The 24462-nt window shown below is 67.8% G+C and carries 20 protein-coding genes and 1 pseudogene; 9 read left to right on the top strand and 12 right to left on the bottom strand.

The window, feature by feature from the left end; all coding sequences use genetic code 11:
* Window positions 1-78 precede the first annotated feature (78 nt).
* On the bottom strand, window positions 79-1752 hold the full coding sequence (locus LTV02_RS33735) for an FAD-dependent oxidoreductase (RefSeq protein WP_233035658.1): 1674 nt from the start codon (window positions 1750-1752) through the stop codon (window positions 79-81).
* Window positions 1753-1807: 55 nt separating this feature from the next.
* A complete protein-coding gene (locus LTV02_RS33730; RefSeq protein WP_067721283.1) occupies window positions 1808-1996 on the bottom strand; it encodes a hypothetical protein in 189 nt (62 codons plus the stop codon).
* A gap of 176 nt (window positions 1997-2172) precedes the next feature.
* Here LTV02_RS33730 and LTV02_RS33725 point away from each other — a divergent pair, with 176 nt between their 5' ends.
* Together LTV02_RS33725 and LTV02_RS33720 are read left to right on the top strand one after the other, a co-directional pair.
* A complete protein-coding gene (locus tag LTV02_RS33725; RefSeq protein WP_067721282.1) occupies window positions 2173-2622 on the top strand; it encodes an SRPBCC family protein in 450 nt (149 codons plus the stop codon).
* A gap of 16 nt (window positions 2623-2638) precedes the next feature.
* Window positions 2639-3325 (top strand): SIMPL domain-containing protein, encoded by a 687-nt coding sequence (locus LTV02_RS33720; RefSeq protein ID WP_067721281.1) that lies wholly within the window; start codon window positions 2639-2641, stop codon window positions 3323-3325.
* Here the strand turns inward: LTV02_RS33720 and LTV02_RS33715 are convergent, their stop codons facing one another.
* The gene (locus LTV02_RS33715; protein WP_233035657.1) at window positions 3326-4354 is read right to left on the bottom strand and encodes a beta-ketoacyl-ACP synthase III; all 1029 of its coding nucleotides are present in this window, start codon (window positions 4352-4354) and stop codon (window positions 3326-3328) included.
* 279 nt (window positions 4355-4633) lie between these two features.
* Here LTV02_RS33715 and LTV02_RS33710 point away from each other — a divergent pair, with 279 nt between their 5' ends.
* The 4 genes and pseudogenes from LTV02_RS33710 (at window position 4634) to LTV02_RS33695 (ending at window position 11317) form a co-directional block, all read left to right on the top strand.
* Window positions 4634-5350, top strand: a complete 717-nt coding sequence (locus tag LTV02_RS33710) for a phosphatidylserine decarboxylase (protein WP_233041811.1) — start codon at window positions 4634-4636, stop codon at window positions 5348-5350.
* A pseudogene (gene pssA, locus LTV02_RS33705) lies at window positions 5347-6238 on the top strand (CDP-diacylglycerol--serine O-phosphatidyltransferase). The gene LTV02_RS33710 and the pseudogene pssA overlap by 4 nt, the downstream one beginning before the upstream one ends.
* Before the next feature lie 753 nt (window positions 6239-6991).
* Window positions 6992-9586, top strand: a complete 2595-nt coding sequence (locus tag LTV02_RS33700) for an AAA family ATPase (RefSeq protein WP_233041810.1) — start codon at window positions 6992-6994, stop codon at window positions 9584-9586.
* A 372-nt stretch (window positions 9587-9958) separates the two neighbouring features.
* Window positions 9959-11317 carry a hypothetical protein gene (locus tag LTV02_RS33695; RefSeq protein ID WP_233035656.1) on the top strand — a complete coding sequence of 453 codons (1359 nt, stop codon included), beginning with the start codon at window positions 9959-9961 and terminating at the stop codon, window positions 11315-11317.
* Between the two features lie 4 nt (window positions 11318-11321).
* Here LTV02_RS33695 and LTV02_RS33690 read toward each other — a convergent pair whose 3' ends face one another.
* The 5 genes from LTV02_RS33690 to LTV02_RS33670 all read right to left on the bottom strand — a co-directional run bounded on the left by LTV02_RS33690 (window position 11322) and on the right by LTV02_RS33670 (window position 15821).
* Entirely contained in the window at window positions 11322-12674 is a 1353-nt protein-coding gene (locus LTV02_RS33690) for a phosphatase PAP2 family protein (RefSeq protein WP_233035655.1), read from the bottom strand.
* Between the two features lie 174 nt (window positions 12675-12848).
* A complete protein-coding gene (locus LTV02_RS33685) occupies window positions 12849-13997 on the bottom strand; it encodes a glutamate--cysteine ligase (protein ID WP_067721275.1) in 1149 nt (382 codons plus the stop codon).
* A 14-nt stretch (window positions 13998-14011) separates the two neighbouring features.
* Complete coding sequence (gene sodC / locus LTV02_RS33680; protein ID WP_233035654.1) at window positions 14012-14710, bottom strand: superoxide dismutase[Cu-Zn]; 699 nt, start codon at window positions 14708-14710, stop codon at window positions 14012-14014.
* A gap of 125 nt (window positions 14711-14835) precedes the next feature.
* Window positions 14836-15417, bottom strand: coding sequence for a LytR C-terminal domain-containing protein (locus LTV02_RS33675; protein WP_408639296.1), 582 nt, complete (start codon window positions 15415-15417; stop codon window positions 14836-14838).
* A gap of 17 nt (window positions 15418-15434) precedes the next feature.
* Window positions 15435-15821: a DUF3263 domain-containing protein gene (locus LTV02_RS33670; RefSeq protein ID WP_233035653.1), complete on the bottom strand. Its 387-nt coding sequence runs from the start codon at window positions 15819-15821 to the stop codon at window positions 15435-15437.
* 228 nt (window positions 15822-16049) lie between these two features.
* Here LTV02_RS33670 and LTV02_RS33665 point away from each other — a divergent pair, with 228 nt between their 5' ends.
* From LTV02_RS33665 to LTV02_RS33655, 3 genes are read left to right on the top strand one after another with little or no spacing between them, the layout of a single operon-like run.
* Window positions 16050-16658, top strand: a complete 609-nt coding sequence (locus LTV02_RS33665; protein WP_233035652.1) for a peptide deformylase — start codon at window positions 16050-16052, stop codon at window positions 16656-16658.
* A complete protein-coding gene (locus LTV02_RS33660) occupies window positions 16648-17607 on the top strand; it encodes an N-acetylglutamate synthase, CG3035 family (RefSeq protein ID WP_233035651.1) in 960 nt (319 codons plus the stop codon). The genes LTV02_RS33665 and LTV02_RS33660 overlap by 11 nt, the downstream gene beginning before the upstream one ends.
* A 33-nt stretch (window positions 17608-17640) precedes the next feature.
* Window positions 17641-18456, top strand: coding sequence for an exodeoxyribonuclease III (locus LTV02_RS33655; protein ID WP_233035650.1), 816 nt, complete (start codon window positions 17641-17643; stop codon window positions 18454-18456).
* Here LTV02_RS33655 and LTV02_RS33650 read toward each other — a convergent pair.
* The 4 genes from LTV02_RS33650 to LTV02_RS33635 form a co-directional block, all read right to left on the bottom strand.
* Window positions 18453-19091, bottom strand: coding sequence for a hypothetical protein (locus LTV02_RS33650; protein WP_067721267.1), 639 nt, complete (start codon window positions 19089-19091; stop codon window positions 18453-18455). The two genes, LTV02_RS33655 and LTV02_RS33650, sit on opposite strands and share 4 nt — an antisense overlap.
* Window positions 19092-19288: 197 nt before the next feature.
* Window positions 19289-21115, bottom strand: a complete 1827-nt coding sequence (locus LTV02_RS33645; protein WP_233035649.1) for an acyl-CoA dehydrogenase — start codon at window positions 21113-21115, stop codon at window positions 19289-19291.
* 139 nt (window positions 21116-21254) lie between these two features.
* Window positions 21255-22208, bottom strand: a complete 954-nt coding sequence (locus tag LTV02_RS33640; RefSeq protein WP_233035648.1) for an oxygenase MpaB family protein — start codon at window positions 22206-22208, stop codon at window positions 21255-21257.
* Window positions 22209-22440: 232 nt separating this feature from the next.
* On the bottom strand, window positions 22441-24360 hold the full coding sequence (locus LTV02_RS33635; protein ID WP_233035647.1) for an acyl-CoA dehydrogenase family protein: 1920 nt from the start codon (window positions 24358-24360) through the stop codon (window positions 22441-22443).
* Window positions 24361-24462 lie beyond the last annotated feature (102 nt).

The raw sequence follows: 24462 nt of genomic DNA, 5'->3' as shown, positions 1-24462 counted from the left end.
CTTTCGCGCATGAGCGGGGCGCTCCATGGTTACGCTTCGCTGCCGCCTCCGCGCCTGACCACTCATGCGCCGCGGCTCCTACTGTTTGGCCAGGTAGCGGTGCACGAGCATGACGGCCATGGCGCCCTCGCCGACCGCGGAGGCGACCCGTTTGGCCGACTCCGAACGCACGTCACCGGCGATGAAGACGCCCGGCACGCTGGATTCCAGATGATGCGGCGGCCGGGGCAGTTCCCAACCGGCCGGGCGTTCGCCGTCGACCATGAGATCCGGCCCGGTGAGCACATAGCCCGCGGCATCCCGCTTGACCATGCCGTCCAGCCAGTCGGTTTCCGGTGCGGCGCCGATGAACAGGAACAAACGCTCGGCGTCCACCTTTTCTTCCGCACCGGTGTCGTTATTGCGCAGGACCAGGCGTTCCAGGTGATCGTCACCGTCGGCGGAGACCACCTCGGTGCGGGTGTGCAGCTTGATATTGGGAATGTTCTCGATCTGCTGGATCAGGTAGTGCGACATGGAGGCCTCGAGCCCCTCGGCACGCACCAGGATGTGCACGGTCCGCGCATTGCGGGACAGGAACACCGCGGCCTGGCCCGCCGAATTGGCGCCGCCCACGATGTAGACGTCCTTGTCGGTGCAGTCGCTGGCCTCGGTCATGGCCGAGCCGTAGTAGACGCCGCGCCCGGTGAATTCGTCCACGCCCGGCGCGGGGTGGTGCCGGTAGTTGACGCCGGTCGCGATCAGCACCGAATGCGCGGCGATGCTGCCGCCGTCGGCGAACTTCACCACTCGCGCCGCGCCGCAGGCCTCCAGCGCGACAACCTCACGCGCCGTGATCAATTCGGCCCCGAACTTGACCGCCTGCCGCCGCGCCCGATCGGCCAGCTGCGCGCCGGACACGCCATCGGGGAAGCCCAGGTAGTTCTCGATGCGGGAGCTCTGCCCGGCCTGGCCGCCGGTCGCGGTGCGCTCCACCAGCACGGTCCGCAGGCCTTCCGACGCGCCGTACAACGCCGCGCCGAGACCGGCCGGGCCGCCGCCGACCACGATCAGATCGTAGAAGTCGCTGGCCGCGTCCACGTTCAGGCCGACACTGGCCGCCAGCTCCGGATCGGTCGGCATGAGCAGCACGTCACCGGCCTGATTGATGATCACCGGGCACTGGTCCTCGGTGGCCCCGGCCGCGGTCAGCAGGCGCGAACCCTCCGGTTCGTCGACCTGGAAGAAGCGATACGGCAACTGATTGCGCGCCAGGAACTCCCGCACCTCCGAGCACCGGGCCGACCAGCGGTGGCCGACCACCTTGGTCTCGGTCACCGGCTTGTGCGCGTCCGAACGCCAGGCGTCCAGCAGCGCGTCGATCACCGGGTAGAGCTTCTCCTCCGGCGGATCCCACGGCTTGAGCAGGTAGTGGTCCAGATCCACCACATTGATGGCCTCGATGGCGGCATCGGTGTCGGCGTAGGCGGTGAGCAGCACGCGCCGGGCATAGGGGTGCAGGTCCATGGCCTGCTCCAGGAATTCGACGCCGTTCATATTCGGCATCCGGTAATCGGCGATCAGGACGGCCACGGGCTGTCCGCGCAATTTCATCTCGCGCAGGGCTTCCAGGGCGTCGGCGGCCGACTCCGCACGGAGAATCCGGTAGTCCGCCCCGTACCGGCGGCGCAGGTCGCGGACCACGGCGCGGGACACGCCGGGATCGTCGTCGACGCTGAGGATGGCCGGTTTGGCGGCAGCTGCTGAAGTCACCTAACGAGTATGGCTGGGCTTGGCAAATCGGCTGGAAAGTGCGCTCGCCACGGCATCAGATTCGATGATGCTGAACCAGATCCAGCTCATTGGGGGTGAGCAGGCGTTCGAGCTTTTCTTCGAGCGCTCCATTGGTTCTGGCTTTGGCGGTTCGCCCGGGAGGTGCTGCGGTGGAGCCGGTCTCATCGGCCGGCAGCAGCGGGACCGCCTTGGTCTTGCGATGTAGGAGCGAGCGCAGGTTCACGGCCGATCACCTCACGTTTCCCGTTCGGAAGCTGGTGGCTGTGGTTCTGTTGCTACCTCTATCCCATATTGTGCGCCGGTCATTACATTGACGAGCGCGTCCTCACCGGAATGTGATCTACCCGATTTTCAGCCTAGGATTCCTGGTACCGATAGTCACGTCTCACGGAGGCAGCGTTGCCGAACAATCTGGAAGCCAGCATCGACATCGCGGCCGCACCCGAAAAGGTGTGGAGCGTTGTCTCGGATCTCAAGCGGATTCGCGAATTCAGTCCGCAGACGCTGCGCATGCAGCCGCTGGGCGCGGTCAAGACCGGCACCTGGACGGTCAATCTGAACAAGGCCAAGGGCTACGTGTACCCGACCACCTCGCGCGTGGTGCGATTCGAGCCGAACAAGGCGATCGCGTTCCGGATGAACGAGAACCAGACGATCTGGAGCTACACGCTCGAGCCCACCGCCACCGGCACCAAGCTGATCCAGCGCCGCGACACCCCGAACGGGGTCACCTGGATCGTGCGCAAGATGATCGACGGCATTCTCGGCGGCGAGGCGGCCTTCGAGAACGACCTCGTGGCGGGCATGAACGAAACCCTCGGGAAGATCAAGCGAACCGTCGAGGCCTGAGCGTAGTTTCGGCGGTATGCGACGACTTTCAGGGATCTGCGCCGCGGCCGCCGGTGTCGCGCTACTACTGACGGGGTGCGGGAGTTCCGATTCGGGCGACCGCACCGTCACCGTCTCCGGGACCGGAAAGGTCCAGGGCACACCGGATGTGCTCGAGGCCGACCTCGGGGCGGAAGTGAACGCCGCCGACGTCTCCACCGCGGTCGACCAGGTGAACGCCAAGGCCAAGGCCATGAGCGATGCCATGGTGACGGCGGGGGCCAAGAAGGAAGACATCAAGACCACCGAACTGTCGGTGCAGCCCAGTTACGGGCCGGAGGGGCGGACCATCACCGGGTACCGGGCGAGCAATGCGGTACACGTTGCGGTGCGCGACCTTTCGAAGGCGTCGGCGATTCTGGACGCGGCGGTCAAGGCGGGCGGCAACGACACCCGCATCAGTTCGGTCGCCTTCGATCTCGAGGACGACGCGAAGCTGCTGTCCGATGCGCGCGCCAAAGCGTTCGAGGACGCCAAATCGAAGGCGCAGCAGTACGCCGACCTGTCCGGGCTGAAGCTGAAGACGGTCAAGACCATCAGCGAGAACGGCAGCAGCTCACCGGGACCCATGTACAAGGACGCGGCCCCGGCGAGCGGCTTCAGCCTCGAACCGGGCCAGACGACGATCACCTTCACGGTGACCGTCGCATGGGATCTCGGCTAGCTACTTCCAGTTCGGCAGCGTGATGACCTGGGCCGCGTAGGACAGGCCCGCGCCGAAGGCGATGAGCAGGGCGGTGCCGCCGGGTTTGGCATCGCCCTTGCGCATCATGGCCTCCATGGCCAGCGGAATCGAAGCGGCGGAAGTGTTTCCGGTCTCCTCGATGTCATTGGCCAGGGCGCAATCGTCGGGGAGCTTCAGGACGCGGGCCATGATCTCGATGATGCGGCCGTTGGCCTGGTGCGGGACCATGGCGTCGAGATCGCCGGTGGTCAGGCCCGCCACCTCGATGGCCTCCCGGCACACCTTCTCCAGCGAGTGTGCGGCCCACCGGAATACGGCGGTGCCCTCCATCGCGAGGTAGGGACGGACGGCGTCCAGACCCTGCTCGTCGATCTCGCGGAAGAACTCCATCCAGTCCTTGTCCTGGCGGATGGCGTGATGCTGGGTGCCGTCCGAACCCCACACCGTCGGGCCGATGCCCGGCTCGTCGGACGGGCCGACCACCACCGCGCCCGCCCCGTCCGCGAACAGGAAGGCGGTGCCGCGGTCCCGCGGGTTGATCGTGTCGGTCAGCCGCTCCACGCCGATGACCAGCACGTTCCGGGCAGTGCCGCCCTTGACCAGGTCCGAGGCCACCGCGAGCGCGTGGCAGAAGCCGGCGCAGCCCGCGGAGATGTCGAAGGCCGCCACATTGTTCAGCCCGAGTTCGGTGGCGATCTGCGGGGCGGCGGCGGGGGTGAGCAGGAGCCAGGTGGACGTGGCGACGATGACGCAGTCGACCTGATCCGGCTCGATCTCGGCCGCTTCCAAGGCATCTCGCGCCGCGGCCGTGCTCATCGAGATGATGGTCTCCTCCGGGGAGGCGAACCGGCGGGTGCGAATACCCGAACGGGTGCGAATCCATTCGTCGCTGGAATCGATGGGTCCCGCGACCTCATCATTGGTGACCACACGGGCGGGCCGGTAGACGCCGAGCCCGAGTACTGCGGTGTGCTCTACCCCGTTGATCGAGGCAATTCGAGCAGCCATGGTGCTTCTCCTATAGACCTCTGTACAGCGTCGAACGTGACCTTCATCGGGTCCCCACCCACTGCTTCGCACCGGTCGAGCCCGTTGGCGACACAGACATGAGGCTCCCTCATATTAATCGAAACAGCCTGCCATGCGTGTGCGGATTCTCACAATCCGGGGCCATTGCCTCGCCGGTCACCACCGCTTCGAAGGCCGAGACCGCGAGGGTTGCGCCACTGTCACGTAATGTGTGACGCGGTCCTTGACCAATTCGATCCACGCATGAAAGAGGAGCTAGTGGCCCGCCGACCCACCCCGCCCGGCACTCCCGAAACCACCGCGCTCGGCCATGTCGCCGACCTGGTGCGCAAGGCCGTACCGCCGCTGCATCCGGCCGGCCTGCCGTTCGTCGCGGCGCCGCTGGCCGTCGCCGCGCTCGGCTACCGGCGCAAGTGGATTCGCCGCGCGGGCCTGCTCGGCGCCGCGGCCACCGCCACCTTCTTCCGGCATCCGCACCGGGTGCCGCCGAACCGGCCCGGCGTGGTCGTCGCGCCCGCCGACGGTGAGGTCGCCCTGGTCGATCAGGCCGTGCCGCCCGCCGAGCTCGGCCTGGGCACGCTGCCGTTGCCGCGGGTGAGCATCTTCCTGTCGGTGCTGGACGTGCACGTGCAGCGGGTGCCGATCAGCGGCAGCGTGGAGGAGATCGTCTACAAGAAGGGCGAATTCCTCTCCGCCGATCTGCCCGAGGCGTCGGACGCCAACGAGCGCAATTCGATGGTGATCCAGTCCGACAGCGGCCAGCGGTTCGCGGTCGTGCAGATCGCCGGGCTGCTGGCGCGCCGCATCGTGTGCGAGGCGAAGGTCGGCGACAAGCTGACCATCGGCGACACCTACGGCCTGATCCGCTTCGGCTCGCGCGTGGACACCTACTTCCCGGCCGGGACCAAGTTGCTGGTCGCCCCGGGGCAGCGGACCATCGGCGCGGAAACGGTGCTGGCCGAACTGGATTCATGATGGAACAACTCGCGCCGGTACCGGTGCAGCGGCGGCGCAATCGCACCGTCCGATTGCTGCCGAGCATGATCACCATCCTCGGGCTGTGCTCGGGGCTGTCCGCGGTCAAGTTCGCCATGGAGAACCAGCTCGGGTTCTCGCTGGCCTTGATCGGCGCGGCCGCCATCTTCGACATGCTGGACGGTCGCATCGCCCGCATGCTGGATGCCACCAGCAAGATGGGCGCGGAACTGGATTCACTGTCCGATGCCATCGCCTTCGGGGTGTCGCCGGCGCTGGTGCTGTACGTGACCTTCCTGCACCAGGACAGCTTCGGCTGGATCATCGCGCTCATGTTCGCGGTGTGCATGGTGCTGCGGCTGGCCCGGTTCAACACGCTCATGGACGACGACTCGCGCCCCGACTGGCAGCGTGAGTACTTCACCGGCGTACCGGCTCCGGCCGGCGCGCTGATCGTCCTGCTCCCGCTCGCCCTGTCCGAGCAGTTCCACGAGGGTTGGTGGACCAGCGTCGCGGCGGTCTCCGTCTGGACCGTCTTCACCGGCCTGCTGTGCGTGAGCACCCTGCCCACGCTGGCCATCAAGTCGGTCTCGGTCGCCCCGCGCACCGCCCCCGTCCTGCTGGTCCTGGTCGCCCTGGCCGCCGCGCTCCTCGTCACCTACCCCCTCATCCTCATGATGGCGCTGGTGGCGCTCTACCTCGGCCACATCCCCTTCGCGGTCCACTCGGCCCGCTGGGGGTGGCGGCCCGCCCGGAAACCGGCACCACAAGCCCGCCGAGCGCCGCGCTCAGCGCCGCGCCCAGCGCCGCCAGCGCCCCATCTCCGGTCGCGTGGCCCGCGTCTCCACCGCCCGCCTGCGCCTGCGCCGCCCCGGCAGCAAGGTCTGAATCGCCGCTGAACAGAACAAAACTCGCCCGCGTCGCTATGTGCGACGCGGGCGAGATGCGTTCGGGGCGGGTGAGATCCCGCCGAAAGCGGGCTGGGATGACGGGGCCGTCGCGCAAGTGCCACGGTCGCGTGACAGCACGACGCGGGGGCTGATTACGGAAACGGTGGCGGTGCAACAACCGTGCTGTGGGGAGGGTCCGCTCCGGCCAGCCAGCAGGCGGACAGCGGCGATCGGTCAGCCGCGATCGGTCAGCGGCGATCGGTCAGCAGCAGTCCGTCAGCAGCGATCGGTCAGCAGCAGTCCGTCAGCAGCGGTCGATCAGCAGCAGTCCGTCAGCAGCGGTCGATCAGCAGCAGTCCGTCAGCAGCGGTCGATCAGCAGCAGTCCGTCAGCAGCGGTCGATCAGCAGCAGTCCGTCAGCAGCGGTCGATCAGCAGCAGTCCGTCAGCAGCGGTCGATCAGCAGCAGTCCGTCAGCAGCGGTCGATCAGCAGCAGTCCGTCAGCAGCGGTCGATCAGCAGCAGTCCGTCAGCAGCGGTCGATCAGCAGCAGTCCGTCAGCAGCGGTCGATCAGCAGCAGTCCGTCAGCAGCGGTCGATCAGCAGCAGTCCGTCAGCAGCGGTCGATCAGCAGCAGTCCGTCAGCAGCGGTTGGTCGGCGGCGGGCCTGTCCGGGGCGGGGCTGGAGGGGTGGATTCGGGGCTGGTTGGGGCGAGGTCGGACGGTGGGTGGGGTGGGCGCGGCAGAATGGGCTGGTGCCGGAACTCGCGCTGACCGCTCGACTGAACACCTCGGCCGCTGATGCCCGTCGGGGGCTGGTGCGGCTGCATCCGGAGGCGCTGACGGCGCTGGGGTTGCGGGAGTGGGACGGGATCACCTTGATCGGGGGGCGGAGGACGGCCGCGGTGGTGGCGAAAGCACCGGCCGGGACGCCGGCGGGGGTGGCGTTGCTGGATGACGTGACCCTGTCGAATGCGGGGGTGAAGGAAGACGGGTCGGTGGTGGTGTCGCCGGCGACTGTCTATGGGGCGCGGCGGATTTCGGTGACGGGGTCGGCGATGGCCACCGGGACGATTCCGGAGGCGACATTGCGGCAGGCGCTGCTCGGCAAGGTGGTGACGGTCGGGGACACGGTATCGCTGCTGCCCCGGGACCTGGGGCCGGGAACCAGCACTTCGGCTGCCACGCAGGCGCTTTCGCGGACGTTCGGGATCGCGTGGACCTCGGAGCTGCTGACGGTGACGTCGACCGATCCGACGCCGGGACCGGTCAGCGTGCAGCCCAATACGGCGGTGGCATGGGGCCCGGGGGTGGTGGGCACGGATCGGCCACGATCGATGTTCGGGGACGGGATCGGAACCAGTACCGGTGCGGCGCGCGCAGATCGACCGGCGTTCGGGGGCGGGATCGGCAGGCAGGGGCTTCCAGCGGACAGCACCTCCCCCGGCCGTCGCCCGTCGGGCGCAGACCTGGGTTCCAGCGGACCAGGATCTGGTGAAAAGGGGCCTAGCGGAATGGGACCCGACGGAACAGGACCGGGCGGATCAGGATCTGGCGGAACGGGACCCGGCGAAGCGGGATCCGTCCGAACAGGACCGGGCGGACCAGGATCCGGCGGAACGGGCGCGGGAGGTTTCGGCGGAACAGGACCTGGCGTACCCGGATCCGGTGGAACGGGCGCGGGCGAATTTCCCGGGTCCGAGCGCATTCCCGGAGCCGACGGTTCGGCGGCCGGCGGCGGGGCCTGGAACACCGGGGTGCTGTCCCCCACGCCGATGTCGGCGGTCGCGGTGGCCGATCTGGCGGGCGTGCAGGCACAGGCGGCCAAGCTGACCGAATGGCTGAATCTGGCGCTGAACGAGCCGGAGCTGCTGAAGGCGCTCGGCGCTCCGTCGCACCTGGGCGTGCTGATCACCGGCCCGGCCGGGGTCGGCAAGGCCACGCTGGCGCGGGCGGTCGCGGGATCGCGGCGAGTGGTGGAGCTGGACGGGCCGACGGTGGGCGCGACCGAGGGCGGCACCCGGCTGCGCGAGGTGAACATGGCCGTCTCGGATATCTGTTCCGGGGCGGGCGGCGTCCTGCTGATCAACGACATCGACGCCTTGCTGCCCGCCGAGGCCGAACCGGTGGCCACGCTCATCCTGGATCAATTGCGCGCGGCCGTGGCGGCTCCGGCGGTCGCGGTGCTGGCCACCACCTCGAATCCGGCGGCGGTCGACCCGCGCCTGCGTGCACCGGATCTGTGCGATCGCGAGGTGTCGCTGCCGCTGCCGAATGCCGGGGTGCGGGCCGCCCTGCTGGAGCAGCTGGTGCGGCGCGCCCCGGCGGAGGCCCTGAAACTGGACGAGATCGCCGCGCGCACACCCGGTTTCGTGGTGTCGGATCTGGCGGCGCTGGTGCGCGAGGCGGCCTTGCGGGCGGCGTCGCGGGCCAGCCGCGAGCATGCCGAGCCGATGCTGCGGCAGGAGGATCTGGTCGGCGCGCTGGAGGTGATCCGCCCGTTGTCGCGGTCCGGGTCGGAGGAATTGGCCATCGGCTCACTGACTCTCGACGATGTCGGCGATATGGCCGAGACCAAACAGGCGCTGACCGAGGCGGTGCTGTGGCCGCTGCGGCATCCGGACTCGTTCGCGCGATTGGGCATCGAGCCGCCGCGCGGCGTCCTGCTCTACGGCCCGCCCGGCTGCGGCAAAACCTTCCTGGTGCGCGCGCTGGCCGGTACCGGTCAACTCAGCGTGCACGCCGTCAAGGGCGCCGAACTCATGGACAAATGGGTCGGCTCCTCCGAGCGCGCGGTCCGCGAATTGTTCCAGCGCGCCCGCGATTCCGCCCCTTCCCTCGTTTTCCTCGACGAAATCGACGCCCTGGCTCCCCGCCGCGGCCAGAGCACCGACTCCGGCGTCACCGACCGTGTCGTGGCCGCCCTCCTCACCGAACTCGACGGCGTGGAACCCCTCCGCGACGTGGTGGTCGTCGGCGCCACCAATCGCCCCGATCTCATCGACCCCGCCCTCACCCGTCCCGGCCGTCTCGAACGCCTGGTCTTCGTGCCCCCGCCGGACGCCGCCGCCCGCGCCGAAATCCTCCGCACCGCCGCCAAATCCGTGCCCCTGGCCCGAGGCGTCAACCTCAAGAAGCTGGCCGCCGAACTGGACGGCTACTCCGCCGCCGACTGCGCCGCCCTCCTCCGCGAAGCCGCCCTGACCGCCATGCGCCGCAATGTGGACGCCGCCACGGTGACCGCCGCCGACATGACCGCCGCCCGCTCCGCCGTCCGCCCCTCCCTCGACCCCGACCAGGTCGAATCCCTCCGCAAATTCGCCGCCCAGCGCTCCGCCGCCGGCTGACCCCGCACCCACCGACCACGGCGGCCGTACGGACGACACGCCGGCCGAGGTGAACGACCCACGCTGTCGTCGTACACCCATGCCCGAGTGAATCCGGCCCTCGCTTTTCACAACCGCCCGGACAGACCGGAGTTCGCCGGGCTTCGACACCGCCCCCGATCGGCGATCGGCGCGCCCGACGGTCGGCGTCGCCGCTCGCATTTCCATCAGGTCGATATGACCCGATGTGGTCGCATCGGCCCCGGGGTCCACGCGGTGGCATGCGAATTTCGGCCAGATGGATGGCGGGGTGCGGAATGGGGTTAGCCAGCAAACATTGCAGTTCAGCGAGTCGGACCGGTCAGTACGGTTGGCGGCGGTAGTTTCACCCAGGTGAGGTCGTATCAGGTCGCGCTCGAGACCATCACGGCGTTGCTGGCGACTACTGTTGCCGGACTGTCGCTGGCTATGCCGATCGATTTCGGGTGGACGTCGGAAACGTCCGCGCTGCAATTGGATCTGCTGGCGTACTCGCTGCCGCGGGCCATCGGGGCCGGGGTGCTGACGGCCATGATCGTCGCGGTGCTGATCACCACCCTGGGCAGCACCGTAGCGGCCTGGGGGACGACGCTGGCCGGGCTGGCGGCTTTGACGATCAATCATCTGGTCGGGCACACCGCGCAGCCGATGGCCGGGCTGTCCACCATGAACTTCATCGATTCGCTGGCGGGCGGCGTGGTGCTGGGCGCACTGGGCGCGGCGGTGCTGCATCACAAGCTGCCCGCGTACGGATGGACACTCGGCGTGCTGATCAGCGTCCTGCTGGGGTCGGTGAACCCGCTGCCGCACGTGGGCGGGCTGCTGAACCAGGACTTCCCGGTGGACGACGTGCTGCTGGACATGCCGCCGCTGTGGATGATCGAGGTGGCGCTGGTGCTGGTCGCCATCGGCACCTTGATGAACCGCAAGCGCAAACCGGCCGAGCGCCCGTCCATCGAACTGCCGCTGACCCCGATCCTGGCGGGTGTGGTGCTGATCCTGGTGACCGTGGCGAGCGCGGAATGGCTGGCGCGGCACGGGGACTCACTGGCCGGTATCGGACTGGCGGTGGGCTCGTCGGTGGCGACGGGCGTGATCGCGGCCATGCTGCTGCCGGGCCGGGACGGCGAGCTGGTGCTGATCGCGGTGGCGCTGAGCGCGGTGGGCTCCTCGGCGCTGGCCGCGGAACTTCCGGCCTGGTCGATTCCGGTGGCGGTCGCGGTGACGGTGCTCGGCCTCTGGTACGGCTCGCGGCACGGCGCACCCATGCTCTGCCTGATGCTGCTGCTGGCGCTGGCCCTCTTCACCGCCGTCACCTCGAGTTCCGAGGCCGCCTTCGTGGTGATCGGCAGCACGGCGGTGCTGGTGTGGCTGGCCGGGTACGGAATGACTTCGGCGCGGCCGCATTACGTGCCGAACCGGGTGCTGGGCACCATGGTGATCTTCATTCCGTCGGCGGTGCTGGGCCTGCGCGATTATGTGGCGCGCGGGCATTACGCCATGCAGGATTCCAGCCAGGCGGTGGTGTGCACGGTGGCGCCGCAGGACGAGTCGGCGCCGGCGTGGACGGCGGTGCTGATCACCGTCGGCTGCATCGTCGGGTTGTGGGCGCTGCGCCGGAACCGCCCGGCCACGCCAGTCGCGACCGCTTCCTCATTGCCGGATGCGCCGGTGGACTCCGAATCCGCCTCGGGCGCAAGCAAGGACGCGTGAGGGGTCAGGCGCGAGCGCTGACCTCGGCCGGAGCTTCGGCGGGCACCGGCCCGAACCAGGTCCGGTAGAAGGCGTACGCGTAGGCCACGAAGGCGCCGACCAGCAGAATGCCCGCCGGACCAGGGTATTCGGCGAATTGCACCGACAGGTACTGGTAGGACAGCAGCATGGCCGCGAACAATGCCGCGCCGCCCGCCACCAGTTGGATGCGCACCGCGTCCCACCCGCGCTCGGGCATCCGCAGCGCCGATTCGATGGCCAGGCACAGCACCGCGCCCGCGATCAGATCCGCCCCGTAGTGGTACCCGAACCCGAGCGTCGCGGAAATGGTGGCGATCAGCCAGAACGTCCCGCCCCATCGCAGCCAGCGCGGCGCGGCCAGCCCCGTCACCACGTCCCGCCGTGAATGCAGGAACAGCGACAGCGCCCACGCGGTGTGCAGCGAGGGCATGCAATTGCGCGGCGCGACCTTGTCGAACGGAATGGCCCCGGGCGTCAGATCCAGCGGCGGCACCAGATTCGGCCAGTAGTCGCCCAGCGCGAACGAATGCCCTTCGCTGCCGTAGGCGAAGATCGGCCCCACCACCGGGAAGATGACGTACACGATCGGCCCGATCAGCCCGATGGTCAGGAAGGTTCGCACCAGGTAGTGGCTCGGCCACCCGCCCCCGGCGGCGACCCGCCGCAACTGCCACACCGCCACGATCATCGCGTCCAGCGGCAGTTCGATGTACACCCAGTGCAGGACGAAAGTGACCACGGGCCCGAGGAATTCGAGCAGCTGCCCCATCATCCAGGACGGGTCGGCGAGCGCGTGATCGACCAGCACCACATGCTCGTCGAGCACCTGCGGCCCGGCCAGCACGGTGATGTACAGCCACACGTCGGCGACCTTGTTGGCGAACACCAGCAGAATGCCCAGCGCCGCGGCGTGCAGCGCGTTGCTGCGCTCCACCCCTTGCCATCGCACCAGCGCCAGCACCACGATGCCGGTGAGCACCATGACCGGTCCATTGCCGAGCGCGAGCGGCCCGCCGCTGAGCGTCCGCACGATCTGATAGGCGATGTCGATGCCGAGCGCGATCCCGACGGCGTAGAACCGCCGCTTCCAGGTGAGCCCGATGAGCGCCAGCCCGAGCCCGGCCCATGGCACGGTCACCGACTTGGGAGTCCCGGCGAAATCGGCCGCCAGACTTTCCAGCGGACCGAGGAATCCATTGCGGGAGGCCACGATCTGCAGCGCGATGAACAATGCGGGCACGCCGGTCAGGAGGCCGGCGATCAGGACGCGCTTCGACGGCACCAGACTCCGGCGTTCCTCGCCGACTGATTGGGAACGCGGACCGTCGAGCAACATCCAGCCATAGTAAACGTCACGTGAACGCGACCCGCCCGGGTAGTTGAACACGGCCTCCGGACCGAGATGAACAGCCCCCGGTCGCGGCGGGGTCCGCGCTGGCCAGCGGGTACGACGTACGCCGGACGGGTAGGCAATCTCACATCGGGAATCGGACGCCGTGCGACCGGGCGGCTACTGGTCGAGCTCCTTGACGAGCGAGTCCACCACGGCCACCAGATCGCCCTGGGTGGCGGCGGCGACCCGCCGTTGCCGCTGATAGGAGGCGCCGCGCTTGGGGATCTCGGCGACCAGCGCGAGTTCGTTCTCGCAGCCCAGGCTCTTGGCGACCGGTTCCAGCCGGTTCAGCAGATCGTCGAGGTCGTCGGTGACCAGCCGCTCGTTGCTGTCGGCATCGGTGATGATGATGGCGTCCAGCCCGTACCGGGCCGCGCGCCACTTGTTCTCCTGAACATGCCAGGGCGGCAACGGAGTCGGCAGCGTCTCCCCCGCCTCCACCCGCCGGTCCAGATCGACGATCAGGCTGTGAATGAGCGCGACCAGCGCGGATAGTTCTGTGCGCGTGGGGGTTCCGTCGCAGATGCGCACCTCGATGGTGCCCCACTTGGGCGCCGGGCGAATATCCCAGTGCATGCCGCCGAGTTGTTCGAACACACCGGTTTTCGTCTGGTCGTGCACGAATCCCTCGAATTGCGTCCAGTTTTCGAACTGGAAGGGCAATCCGGCGGTGGGCAGCTGCTGGAACATCAAGGCACGGTTGCTGGCATAGCCGGTGTCCACGCCCGCCCACATGGGCGAGGAGGCGGACAGCGCCAGCAGATGCGGGTAGGTGGTGAGCAGGCTGTTGAGGATCGGGAAGACCTTCTCCGGATGCGAGACCCCGACGTGCACGTGCACGCCCCAGATCAGCATCTGCCGCCCCCACCACTGGGTGCGTTCGATGAGTTCGTCGTAATGCGGACTGCGCGTGAGCTGTTGGCTCGACCACTGCGCGAACGGATGGGTGCCCGCGCAGAACAGATCGACGCCGAGCGGATCCGCCGCGCGCCGCACCGTGTCCATGGTGCTGTGCAGTTCGTCGACGACCTCGCCGACGGTGTCGTGCACGCCGGAGACGATCTCGACGGTGTTCTTCAGCAGTTCTTTGGTGAGCAGCGGTGCGCCCTGGGCGGACCGCAGCTCACTACAGGCGTCGAAAACCGCTGCGGCCGTATTGGAAAGGTCGCGGGTCTGCTTGTCGACCAGCGCCACTTCCCATTCCACGCCGAGCGTGGGCCGAGGCGATGAGTTGAAGGGGACCTTCTTGATGCCTGCCCCGGCCATGGCTCACCTTGTGGTTAGGAGACGACGCCGCAGGCGACCCGGCTGCCAGCGTCACCGGTCGCCTGGGTGTCGGCGTCCGGGCCGGTGGCTCCGCCGGGCTGCGTGTAGCGGCTGGGGATATTGCCGAAGTTGTCCGCGCTGGCGTGGACGATCAGGGCCTTGCCCTTGATGTCGTCCAGCTTGACGGCGTCGGTGGTGGTGACCAGCTTGGCCGTGCCGTCGGAGCGCACCTCGAGCGAGGTGAGATCGCCGCTGGCGGGCTTGGCGTTCTGGTCGCCGACCTGGAAGTGGCCACCGGCGGACAGGAAGTCGCCGGCCGGGCCACCGGAGGGCGCGGTGGAGTTCGCTTCGCACTTACCGACCTGGTGGAAGTGCAGACCGTGGAAGCCGGGCTTGAGGCCGTGGGCTTCGACGGTGAGCTCGAGGTGATTGCCCACCTGGGCGATGGTGGCGGTGCCGACGCTGGCTCCGGCGGGGTCCTTCAGCGTGACGCTGGAGGAGTTTTCCGCGGGGGCCGAGCTGCCGCCGTGTTCGGAGCCGTGGCCGCCGCTGGTGCCCGCGGGGGCCGGGGAGCTGGTGAACACTGCCGGGTTCGTCCCTTTGACGTCACTCGATTCCTGGCTGTTGGAGCAGGCCGTCAGGCCGAGCACCGCGACCGCGAGCACCGGGGTCACTGTCCACCAGGACGGGCGACGAGTCATGGACGAAGCCATCGAGGAACTCCTTTACGAGTACCGAGTTTAACGGGTAAAGCTGCCTGGACAGATTGCTAGTCGGTCAAGATGATGCCAGAGGCGTCAGCATGACTCGTGCAGGGGCTGGCCGTTGGTTCGGCTGGTCAGTTGCTGGTGACGATGACGATGACACCGGCGGGTGAGTCGGCGATTCCGTCGAAACGCGGTTCCGCACCGGCACCGAGTTCATTGGCGATGGCGATGGCCAGCGCCTTCTCCTTGGCTGAGCTGTTGCTGTAGTACACAGTGGTTTTCGGGATGTTCCCGGAGCCGTAATTACCGGTCTCGGTCACGTTGTACCCACTGGCGACCAATTGATCCCTGGTCTTGCCGGCCAGCCCCGCGACATAGCTGTTGTTGAAAACCCGTACGGGCAGCGACTTGTCGACCGCGCCCGCGGCGGGGGTGGTCGGCGCGAGGGTGGTGCTGGGCGGGGTGGTGGTCGCGGCGGCCGAGCTGGTGGGCGCGACGGGCGCCGTCGTAACCGGCGGCGCGACAATGACACTGGCCGTCGGGCTGGCGACGGTGGTCGTGGTGCTGCTCGCCTCGGCTTCGGTGCTGCCGGAGGAGTCCGAACTCGACAGGGACATCGCGCCGATTCCCGCGAACACGATGGCGAGGGCGATGAGAACCATCGCGAGTGCCCGCAGCGGCGGACCGCCGGACGGCGAAGTCGGGTTGCTCACGGCGTCGAGCCTAGTACTCACACCTGGAATCCGAGACGCCGTGCGGCGCGGGTCTTCTGGCGGCTGGCGCGCAACCGGCGCAGCCGCTTCACCAGCATGGGGTCGGCGGCGAGGGCCTCGGGCTTGTCGACGACGGCATTGAGCACCTGGTAGTAGCGGGTGGCCGAGAGGTCGAAAAGCTCGCGGATGGCTTCTTCTTTGGCGCCGGCGTACTTCCACCATTTGCGCTCGAAGTCGAGAATGTCGATTTCACGACGGGAAAGGCCGTGTGCGCCATCGAGCTCGGCGGCCTGATCGTGACCGGCGGCGGCGATATCGTCGGTGATCGACGCGGAGAGTTCCTGGCTCGCGGAAGCGCCGCCGTCCCCGCTTGCGGAAATGTTCCGTGCCGCTGCGCTGTCCATAGTGCTCCCTCGCCGAGTTGGAACCAGACGATTGTGGTGCTTGCGTCCGCCGCTCATTCAACCACGCGGCGCGGACTTGCCGATGCGTACCGCTCGGCGTGTTTCTGCGAATCCGCCCGGCGTGTCGAGGCCCGCGGCCGTCCGTCCGGTGTGCGCCGCTAGTCTGCCCGACGGCACCGACAGCATCCTGCGGGCCGTCCCCGACCATCACCCGTTAGGCTCTTGACCATGGCTATCCTCCCGATTCGCATTGTCGGCGACCCGGTTCTGCACCGTCCGACCACTCCGGTCACGCAGACTCCCGAGGAACTGGCGACGCTGATCGCGGACATGTTCGACACCATGGACGCCGCCAACGGCGTCGGGCTGGCGGGCAATCAGGTGATCATCAAGGATGTGGACGAGCTCGCGCCGCGCATCTTCGTCTACGACTGTCCCGACGAACAGCCGGACGGCAGCATGGTGCGCCGCCGCGGCTGCGTGGTGAATCCGAAGCTGGAGACCTCCGCGATCCCGGAGGGCATGCCCGATCCGGACGACGACGAAGAGGGCTGTCTATCGGTCCCCGGCGAGCAATTCCCCACCGGCCGTGCCGATTGGGCGCGGGTCACCGGTACGGACGAAAAGGGTGAGCCGGTCGATATCGAGGGCAACGGCTTCTTCGCGCGCATGCTGCAGCACGAGACCGGGCACCTGGACGGTTTCCTCTACGTGGACGTACTGGTCGGGCGCAATGCCCGCGGCGCCAAGAAGGCCATCAAGCGCAATGGCTGGGGCAAGCCGGGTTTGAGCTGGGTGCCGGGCACCGTCCCGGATCCGTTCGGGCATGACGACTGAGCCTCGCGAGCCGCAGCTGGGGAAACGGGTGGTGGTGCGCTACCGCCTGCCCGAGGGCTATCCGCAGCCGCTGACGGACGTGATCGGCGAACTCATCGCCTTGGACCCGCTCACCGTGCGCACCGGTGACGGGCAGGTGGTCTCCGTCGCCCGGGATCGGGTGGTGGCGTGGAAGACGCTGGGCCCCAGGCCGATTCGCACCAGCGAGATCCGCTCGCTGGAGGCGGCGGCGGCCGACGGCTGGCCCGGGCTGCAACGCGCCTGGATCGACGGCTGGCTGCTGCGCGCCGGCGCCGGCTACACCGGACGCGCCAATTCGGCGGTGCCGCTGGGTGGTTCGGACGGCCCGGCGGATATGACCCTCGATACCCTGCACCGGATCGGCGAGTGGTACACCGCGCACGGGCTGCCGGTGCGGCTGCTGCTGCCGGATCGGCTGGTGCCGGTGCCGCCGGGCTGGCAGACCTGGCACGAGACCCAGGTGCTGGCGGTGGACATCGACAATCTGGTGCTGCCGCAAGGCCCTTCGATGGTGCGGGTGTCGCCCGCCCCGGACGGCGCCTGGCTGTCCATGCACCGGCATCGCGGCGGTGATTCCGCGGCGGGCGGCGCGCCCCTGGTGGAGGTGCTGACCGCGGTCCGGGACGGCGAACTCGGTTTCGCCGCGCTGGGCGTGCCGTCACCGCTGGCCATCGGCCGGGGGGCGGTGACCACGGCCCCGGACGGGCGGCGCTGGGTAGGCTTGACGTGTGTGACGGTGGCCGCCGAGCATCGCCGCCACGGGCTGGGTTCGCTGGTGTGCGCGGAATTGATCCGCTGGGGGCAGGCGCGCGGCGCGACCCACGCCTATGTGCAGGTGCTGGCGGACAACGACGCGGCGCTGGACCTGTACCGGGAGATGGGTTTCCTGGAACACCACACCTACCGCTACGCCGCCCCCGAGAACTAGATTTCGAACCCCTTATCGCTGAAAGGTTTTCCTGTGCGGCTCGCGACCTGGAACGTGAATTCGATTCGCACCCGCGTGGATCGGGTGATCTCCTGGCTGGACCGGTCGGATGTCGACGTGCTCGCCATGCAGGAGACCAAGTGCAAGGACGAGCAGTTCCCCTTCGAGGCCTTCGAAGCGGCCGGCTACGAGGTCGCCCACGTCGGCCACAGCCAGTGGAACGGCGTGGCCATCGCCTCCCGCGTCGGCATGGAAGACGTCGAACTGGCCTTCCCGCACCAGCCCGGCTTCGACAAGAACGCCGGTGAGTCCCTGATCAGCACCCCCGTCGTGGAGGCCCGCGCCCTGGGCGCGACCTGCGGCGGCGTCCGTGTCTGGAGCCTCTACGTCCCGAACGGCCGCGCCCTCGACGACCCGCACTACACCTACAAGCTGGAATGGCTTGCCGCCCTGCGTAAGAACGGCGCGGAATGGCTGGACCGCGACCCGCACGCCCAGATCGCCCTCGTCGGCGACTGGAACATCGCCCCCACCGACATGGACGTCTGGTCCCCCGAATTCTTCGCCGGCAAAACCCATGTCTCCGACCAGGAACGCGACGCCTTCGAAGCCATGACCGAGGCCGGTTTCTCCGACGTCATGCGCCCCTTCCACCCCGGCCCCGGCGTCTACACCTACTGGGACTACACCCAGCTGCGCTTCCCGCGCAAGGAAGGCATGCGCATCGACTTCATCCTGGGCTCCCCCGCCCTCGCCGCCCGCGTCACCGACTCGAACGTGGACCGCGAGGAGCGAAAGGGCAAGGGCGCCAGCGACCATGCCCCGGTGTTCGCCGACCTGGCCGACTAGACCGGGCGGGTTTTGATGGCGTCGCGGGATATGTAGACGTCGTAGGTGCCCGGGGTGGCGATGACGGCATTGCCGTAGGCGGAGCGGACGAACGGCTTGGTGTACCAGGTCTCGTTCTTCATGTCCTGGAAGAAGTCGCCGTCGCCGCCGTTGAGGAAGATGTGGTTCTGCTTGGTGGCGACGCCGTCCAGGCGCTGGCCGTAGATGCGGGTGACCTTGTAGCCGGAGTGGAAGCCCATGGCGTTCACCCACGGCTCGAGTTCCACGATATTGGCCTGTAGCACCCACATGTCGCCTTCGACCTGGTATTTCAGGTGCTGTTCGTCATGCTCTTTGTCGCCGTAGAGGGTCAGGTCGACGTCCATCAGATGTTCTTGTCCCGCAACGGGAGTCGCCACGATGTGGGCGGCTTTGATCTCCCCGGTGAGGCCCAGGAAGGTTTGCAGCAGGGTCGTGATCCACAGGATCACGACGGCGACGAGCACCAGCCCGACCGCACCCGCGCCGCGCCCGGCGAGCACCCGCCAGCCGACCTTGCGCGCTTTGAACACCGCTGTCACCAAGAGCGCCAACGCGACGATGCCGAGCACCGCGAGCAGCACCTGGATCCAGCCGAAGGAAATCGGGAAGACCATGCCGTAGTTGTACCCGCTACGGCGGACACAACTCGGCAGGTCAGAAATGAAACTTGCGTGTCACGTCGGCGCGTCGGAAGACACGCGAATGCGACACGCCATAACGGATTCGGTTGGGCCCGCACCTCGTGCGGGCCCAACCCAAAACACCGGCCCCGCACCGAAGGTGCGGGGCCGGGAGATCGAAGCGAGGTTCGTCAGAAGGCCGCTTCGTCGAGCTTCATGATGTCGTTGTCGAGGCTCTCGACCACAGTGCGGACGCCCGCGATGAGCGGCAGCTTGTTCTTGGCGAACCAGGAAGCCACCGCCACCTTGCCGGTGTAGAAGTTGACGTCCTTGGCGTCGGCGCCGGCGTCCAGCGCCGCCTGCGCGATGACGGCGTGCTCCAGCAACCGCCACGCGATGATGAGATCGCCGGTGGCGTACAGGAATCGGACCGAACCCAGGCCGACCTTGTAGAGCTCGTCGACGTTCTGCTGCGACGCCATCAGGTATCCGGTCAGCGCCGCCGCCATGGCCTGCACGTCGGCCAGCGCCGCGCCGAGCAGTCCGCGCTCGACCTTGAACTGGTCCGGCCCGGAGTCCACGAACTTCTGCACCAGACCCGCGACGTGCGCCAGCGCCACGCCCTTGTCGCGAATGATCTTGCGGAAGAAGAAGTCCTGCGCCTGGATGGCGGTGGTGCCCTCGTACAGCGAGTCGATCTTGCAGTCGCGGATGTACTGCTCGATCGGGTAGTCCTGCAGGTAGCCCGAGCCGCCCAGGGTCTGCAGCGATTCGGTCAGGCTCTCGTACGCGCGATCCGAACCGCAGCCCTTGACGATCGGCAGCAGCAGGTCGTTGACCTTCTCCGCCAGCTCGGCGTCGACACCGTAGTTGGCCGCGGCCACATCGGCGTTCTGGTAGGAGGCGCAGTACATGTACAGCGCGCGCAGCCCCTCGGCGTAACCCTTCTGGGTGGCGAGCGAGCGACGCACATCCGGATGGTGGGTGATGGTCACGCGCGGCGCGGCCTTGTCGGTCATCTGGGTCAGGTCCGCGCCCTGCACACGCTGCTTGGCGTACTCCAGGGCGTTCAGGTACCCGGTAGACAGCGCGCCGGTGGCCTTGGTGCCCACCATCATCCGCGCGTTCTCGATGACCTTGAACATCTGCGCGATGCCATTGTGCTTGTCACCGACCAGGTATCCGACGGCGGGGATGTCGCCGCCGAAGGTGATCTCACAGGTGGGCGAGGACTTGATGCCCATCTTGTGCTCGACGCCGGTGACCAGCGCGCCGTTCTTGTCGCCGATGGCCATGGTCTCGGGATCGAAGTGGAAGCGCGGCACGATGAACAGCGACAGCCCCTTGGTGCCCGGTCCCGCGCCCTCGGGGCGGGCCAGCACCAGGTGGAAGATGTTGTCGGCGGTGTCACCGACGTCGCCGCCGGAGATGAAGCGCTTGACGCCCTCGATGTGCCAGGTGCCGTCGGCCTGCTGGATGGCCTTGGTGCGGCCCATGCCGACATCGGAACCGGCGTCCGGCTCGGTCAGCACCATGGTGCCGCCCCAGCGGTTCTCCCAGGCGTAGGCCGCCCACTTCTTCTGCTGCTCGGTGCCCTCGTCGAAGATGACCTTGTGCATGAGCGGGCCCATATTGAAGAAGCTCGCCGAGTTGTTGGCCGCCACGATCATTTCCTGGATGCCCCAGATGAGCGCGTTCGGCGCGGGCACGCCGCCCATGTCCTCGGACATGCCGAGCCCCGAGTAACCGGCCTCGTTGACGGCCGCGACCGTCTTCTTCAGGCCTTCGGGGACCGTGATGGTGTGCTGGTCCGGAATGAACTCGACCGGGTGGCGGTCGGCCTCGACGAAGGACTCCGCGATCGGGCCCTCCGCCAGACGCTTTGCCTCGGTGAGCATGTCGCGGGCGGTCTCGCTGTCCAGGTCGCCGTAGGCGTCCGTATCCAGCAGCTCGCCGATTCCCAAAACTTCGAACAAGTTGAACTCGATGTCACGCAGGTTCGCTTTGTAGTGGGACACGGGAATGGGCCTCCTCGACGAAAGTCTTGATGATCAAGCGAAGGCTGCCGTAACGTGGGCGAGTTACGCAACCGTAGGGAACTCGCTTAGCACCGAAAGCTCCCTACGACCAGGCGTAATCCCGGAGGTCGCGAAACGGTCACCCCGCCGAACGGGCTGCGCGACCGTACAGTTTCTTGGCCTCCGCAGGGGAGATCGTCACCGGATTCACCGGCACGCCCGCCTTCAGGTGCTCGGCCAGCAACCGTCCCGTCATGGGTCCGACGGCGTTCCGCGCGACCTGCAACAGCAGCTGATCGTTGTGCAGCGCCTTGGTGGCCAGCCGCATGGCCGGACGATAGGCGGCCGACAGCGCCCGCGGCTGCTCGAACCCGCCGGTCTCGCGCATCCACTTCGGCAGCGTCGCGATGGCGGCCGGAGCCACCAGCCGGCTACCGGCCCACAGCCGGAATCCCTTGTCGCGCGGCGTGAACAGCAGATAGTGCATGCCCCGATGCGCCCGCTCTGAGGTGCACAGCCGCGGCCGCACGTCCGCGAAGTACTGCCGCACTTCCTCCCGCGAGGTCGGCACATCGGCCGGCTTGCAGGTCTGCAGTTCGGCGGCGGTCACGCAGTCGGCCCAGTACTGCTTCTCCTCGGCCGGGCTCAGCTTGCCGGGCCCGTACATCTCGTAGCACTTGAGCACCGAATGCCAGCCGGTGACGTGGATCCACAGCTGCGAGTCGGGATTGTTTGCGCTGTAACGCTTTCCGCTGATCGGCTCGATGCCGGTGGCCTTGGCGTGCACCTGCATGAGGTGCTCGGACGCCTCGACGGCCATGCGGCTGTCCGCGACGGCGGCGATCAGGAAATAGGCGAAGGTGTGGTCGAGCCGGCCCTTGGGATCGCTGTAGATGCCGCCCACGTCGGCGACCGCGGCGGTCAGGTCCGGATCGAAATGCTCGAGGGTGACCGCGCGCTGGAAACCGATCAATGCGGTGGGCGCGGTCCAGACCTTCCAGGTGGGTGAATCCGGCCCGAAGAAGCCGTAATCGATTTCCCGGATGGTGCGTGCGGGTGCGTCGAATTGCGGACGCGAGGTCGCTGTCGTCATCGTGCTGCTCCTTTGCAGTAACTCCCCCGCCTCCCCGCGTCTTCAGCGGACGGCTGGGAGCCGTCGATGTCACACACCCGTGCCGGCGGCTGGGTGCCGAAACGATTTCGGGCGTACCCGGGGAGTTACCCCGGGCCTCACCAAATCAGTTGTCCAGTCCGAACGATTCGCCGGTTTCATTCGCGACTGTAGCATTGCGGCGCGCCGGACGACGCGCCGCGATACGGAGGGGTCAGGAGTTCATGACGTACTGGCCCGCGAGGGCCCTGACCTGCGCCGTTACCTTGTCGAAGCGGGCGCGGTCGGCGACCGGCCGGCGCACCAGATCGAGGGCGCGGGTCTGCTGCGCCTTGGTCGCGGTGGGCTTGGCGTGCAGGGTCAGCGCGTGCTTGGAGAACTCGCGCACGAACAGGTCGAAGAGCTGATCCAGCACCGCTTCGTCGGCGCCGGCGATCTCCGCCTGCTCCAGGATCAACTGCGCGTAGGGCAGCGTGGTGAACAGTTCCCCGAGGCCGAACAGGAAGTCCACGTCCTGCTGCTGTTCGGCGGTCGGGGTGGCCGCGGCGAGCAGGGTTTGCAGCGCGAGAGCCTGTTCCAGGAACACCGCCACGTTCGGGATGTGCGCGAACCGCTCGAACACCGGCCGCCAATCGGCGAACCGGATCTTGCCCAGCCCGCTGCTCGGCCCCTGCCGGAACAGGAATTCGTCGTCGGCGGCATCGCGGCGGGTGCGCACGGGAGCGTGTGCGGCACGGGCGAATTCGGCCTTCAGCTTGGGCACGGCCTTGCCGACCGGTCCGGCGGCGCGGCGGCTGGTCCAGCTCAGCGCCTTGGACACGGCATTGACCGCGGACCTGGGTGCGACGCCCGCGCCGGGCAGGTAGCTCAGCGCCGCCAGGCCCGCGTCGGCGGGATGGAACATGTAGTTGGGCATGAACTTCAGCGACAGCGCCATGTTCACGTGCACGGTGCCCTCGAGGCGCGGCAGGCCGAACATGCCGACCATGGCCATCGGGAAGTACATGTCGTTCTCGAACCCGCGCGCCGCGATGACGTCGGCCAGGTCCTCGTACAGCTTTTGCCCGTGCCGGGTGACCGACATCTTCTCGATGGCGTTGAACAGCAGGTAGCGCCGGTCGTCATCGTGCGCCGACCGCATGTAGTCGATGGCCCGCTCACTGTAGAGCTTCATGCCGATCAGCCGCGCGAAGCTGTCGGCGAGCAGCTGCCGCACTTGCGGGAACTCGGTCACATTGTGCCCGAAGAGGATTCGGTTCTCCGCGTGCGTGACGGCCTCGAACATGGCGTGCTCGCACGCGCCGACCGCGCCGAAGCCGAGATTGAACTTGCCGACGTTCACCGTGTTCATGGCGGCGTCGAAGGCGGCGCGCCCGGTGTGCAGGATGTCGGATTCGGCGACCGGGTATTTGTCGAGATCGAAAGCGGCGACGTACATCTGGGAGTCGACGACGTTCTTGCGCAGCTTGTAGTTCTTGTGCCGGGAATCGGCGGCGAAGAACAGGTAGCCGGAGTACTCCTCGTCGGTCATCTTCCGCAGGAAGTCCGAGGAGTCGATGATCGGCTTGTCGGCACGGCGGCCGAAGACCGAGACCATGGCGGCGTCATTGCCATTGCCGATGTAGTGCTTGCCGCCGGTGGCGGTGAAGCCGCCGCGCGCCTTGGGCTCGAGCACCATGTCGGTGGAGTAGATGTCCGCGCCGTGGTCCTTCTCGGACAGGCCGAAGGCGAAGATCTCGCCGGATTCCAGATGCCCGGCGGCACGCGCCTTGGCTTCCTGGTTGGCGGACTGCCAGATCGGCCCGAGGCCCAGGATGGTGACCTGCCAGACATACCAGTACTGCATGCCGTAGAAGCCGAGGATCTTGCTCATCATGGCGATGCGCGCGGTGTCCCAGCGCTTGTTCGGATCACCGTTGGCCTGGGCGGTCGGGGTCAGAAACGTCGCGAAAACCCGCTCCCGCTTCACGAAATCCAGGAAGTCGGAGTACCAGACCCGGTCCCGGCTGTCGGCGAGCAACCGCACCTTGCCGAACGCTTCGAAGTAGTCGACGGTGGCGCGCAGCAGCCGCCGCGTCTCCGCGTCGAACTCCGAGAACTCACACGTCTTCGGATTGAACAAGGTCTCGCTCATGGGGTCCGTCTTCCTCCATCCGGGCAATTCATACGGCAGCGTAGCATTTTCCTACACACCCGCAGGAAATGATCTTGTTACAACCTCCGACCTGCCCGTCCG

It is taken from the genome of Nocardia yamanashiensis (assembly GCF_021183565.1).
Classification (GTDB): domain Bacteria; phylum Actinomycetota; class Actinomycetes; order Mycobacteriales; family Mycobacteriaceae; genus Nocardia; species Nocardia yamanashiensis.
This window is presented reverse-complemented; position numbering and strand designations above follow the sequence as displayed.

Coding starts and splice junctions, on each gene's coding strand:
- LTV02_RS33635 (WP_233035647.1), bottom strand. CDS start 24,360: ATGAGCGAGACCTTGTTCAATCCGAAGACGTGTGAGTTCTCGGAGTTC.
- LTV02_RS33685 (WP_067721275.1), bottom strand. CDS start 13,997: ATGGCCGGGGCAGGCATCAAGAAGGTCCCCTTCAACTCATCGCCTCGG.
- LTV02_RS33690 (WP_233035655.1), bottom strand. CDS start 12,674: ATGTTGCTCGACGGTCCGCGTTCCCAATCAGTCGGCGAGGAACGCCGG.
- LTV02_RS33640 (WP_233035648.1), bottom strand. CDS start 22,208: ATGACGACAGCGACCTCGCGTCCGCAATTCGACGCACCCGCACGCACC.
- LTV02_RS33670 (WP_233035653.1), bottom strand. CDS start 15,821: ATGGACAGCGCAGCGGCACGGAACATTTCCGCAAGCGGGGACGGCGGC.
- LTV02_RS33650 (WP_067721267.1), bottom strand. CDS start 19,091: ATGGTCTTCCCGATTTCCTTCGGCTGGATCCAGGTGCTGCTCGCGGTG.
- LTV02_RS33720 (WP_067721281.1), top strand. CDS start 2,639: ATGCGACGACTTTCAGGGATCTGCGCCGCGGCCGCCGGTGTCGCGCTA.
- LTV02_RS33665 (WP_233035652.1), top strand. CDS start 16,050: ATGGCTATCCTCCCGATTCGCATTGTCGGCGACCCGGTTCTGCACCGT.
- LTV02_RS33660 (WP_233035651.1), top strand. CDS start 16,648: ATGACGACTGAGCCTCGCGAGCCGCAGCTGGGGAAACGGGTGGTGGTG.
- LTV02_RS33715 (WP_233035657.1), bottom strand. CDS start 4,354: ATGGCTGCTCGAATTGCCTCGATCAACGGGGTAGAGCACACCGCAGTA.
- sodC (WP_233035654.1), bottom strand. CDS start 14,710: ATGGCTTCGTCCATGACTCGTCGCCCGTCCTGGTGGACAGTGACCCCG.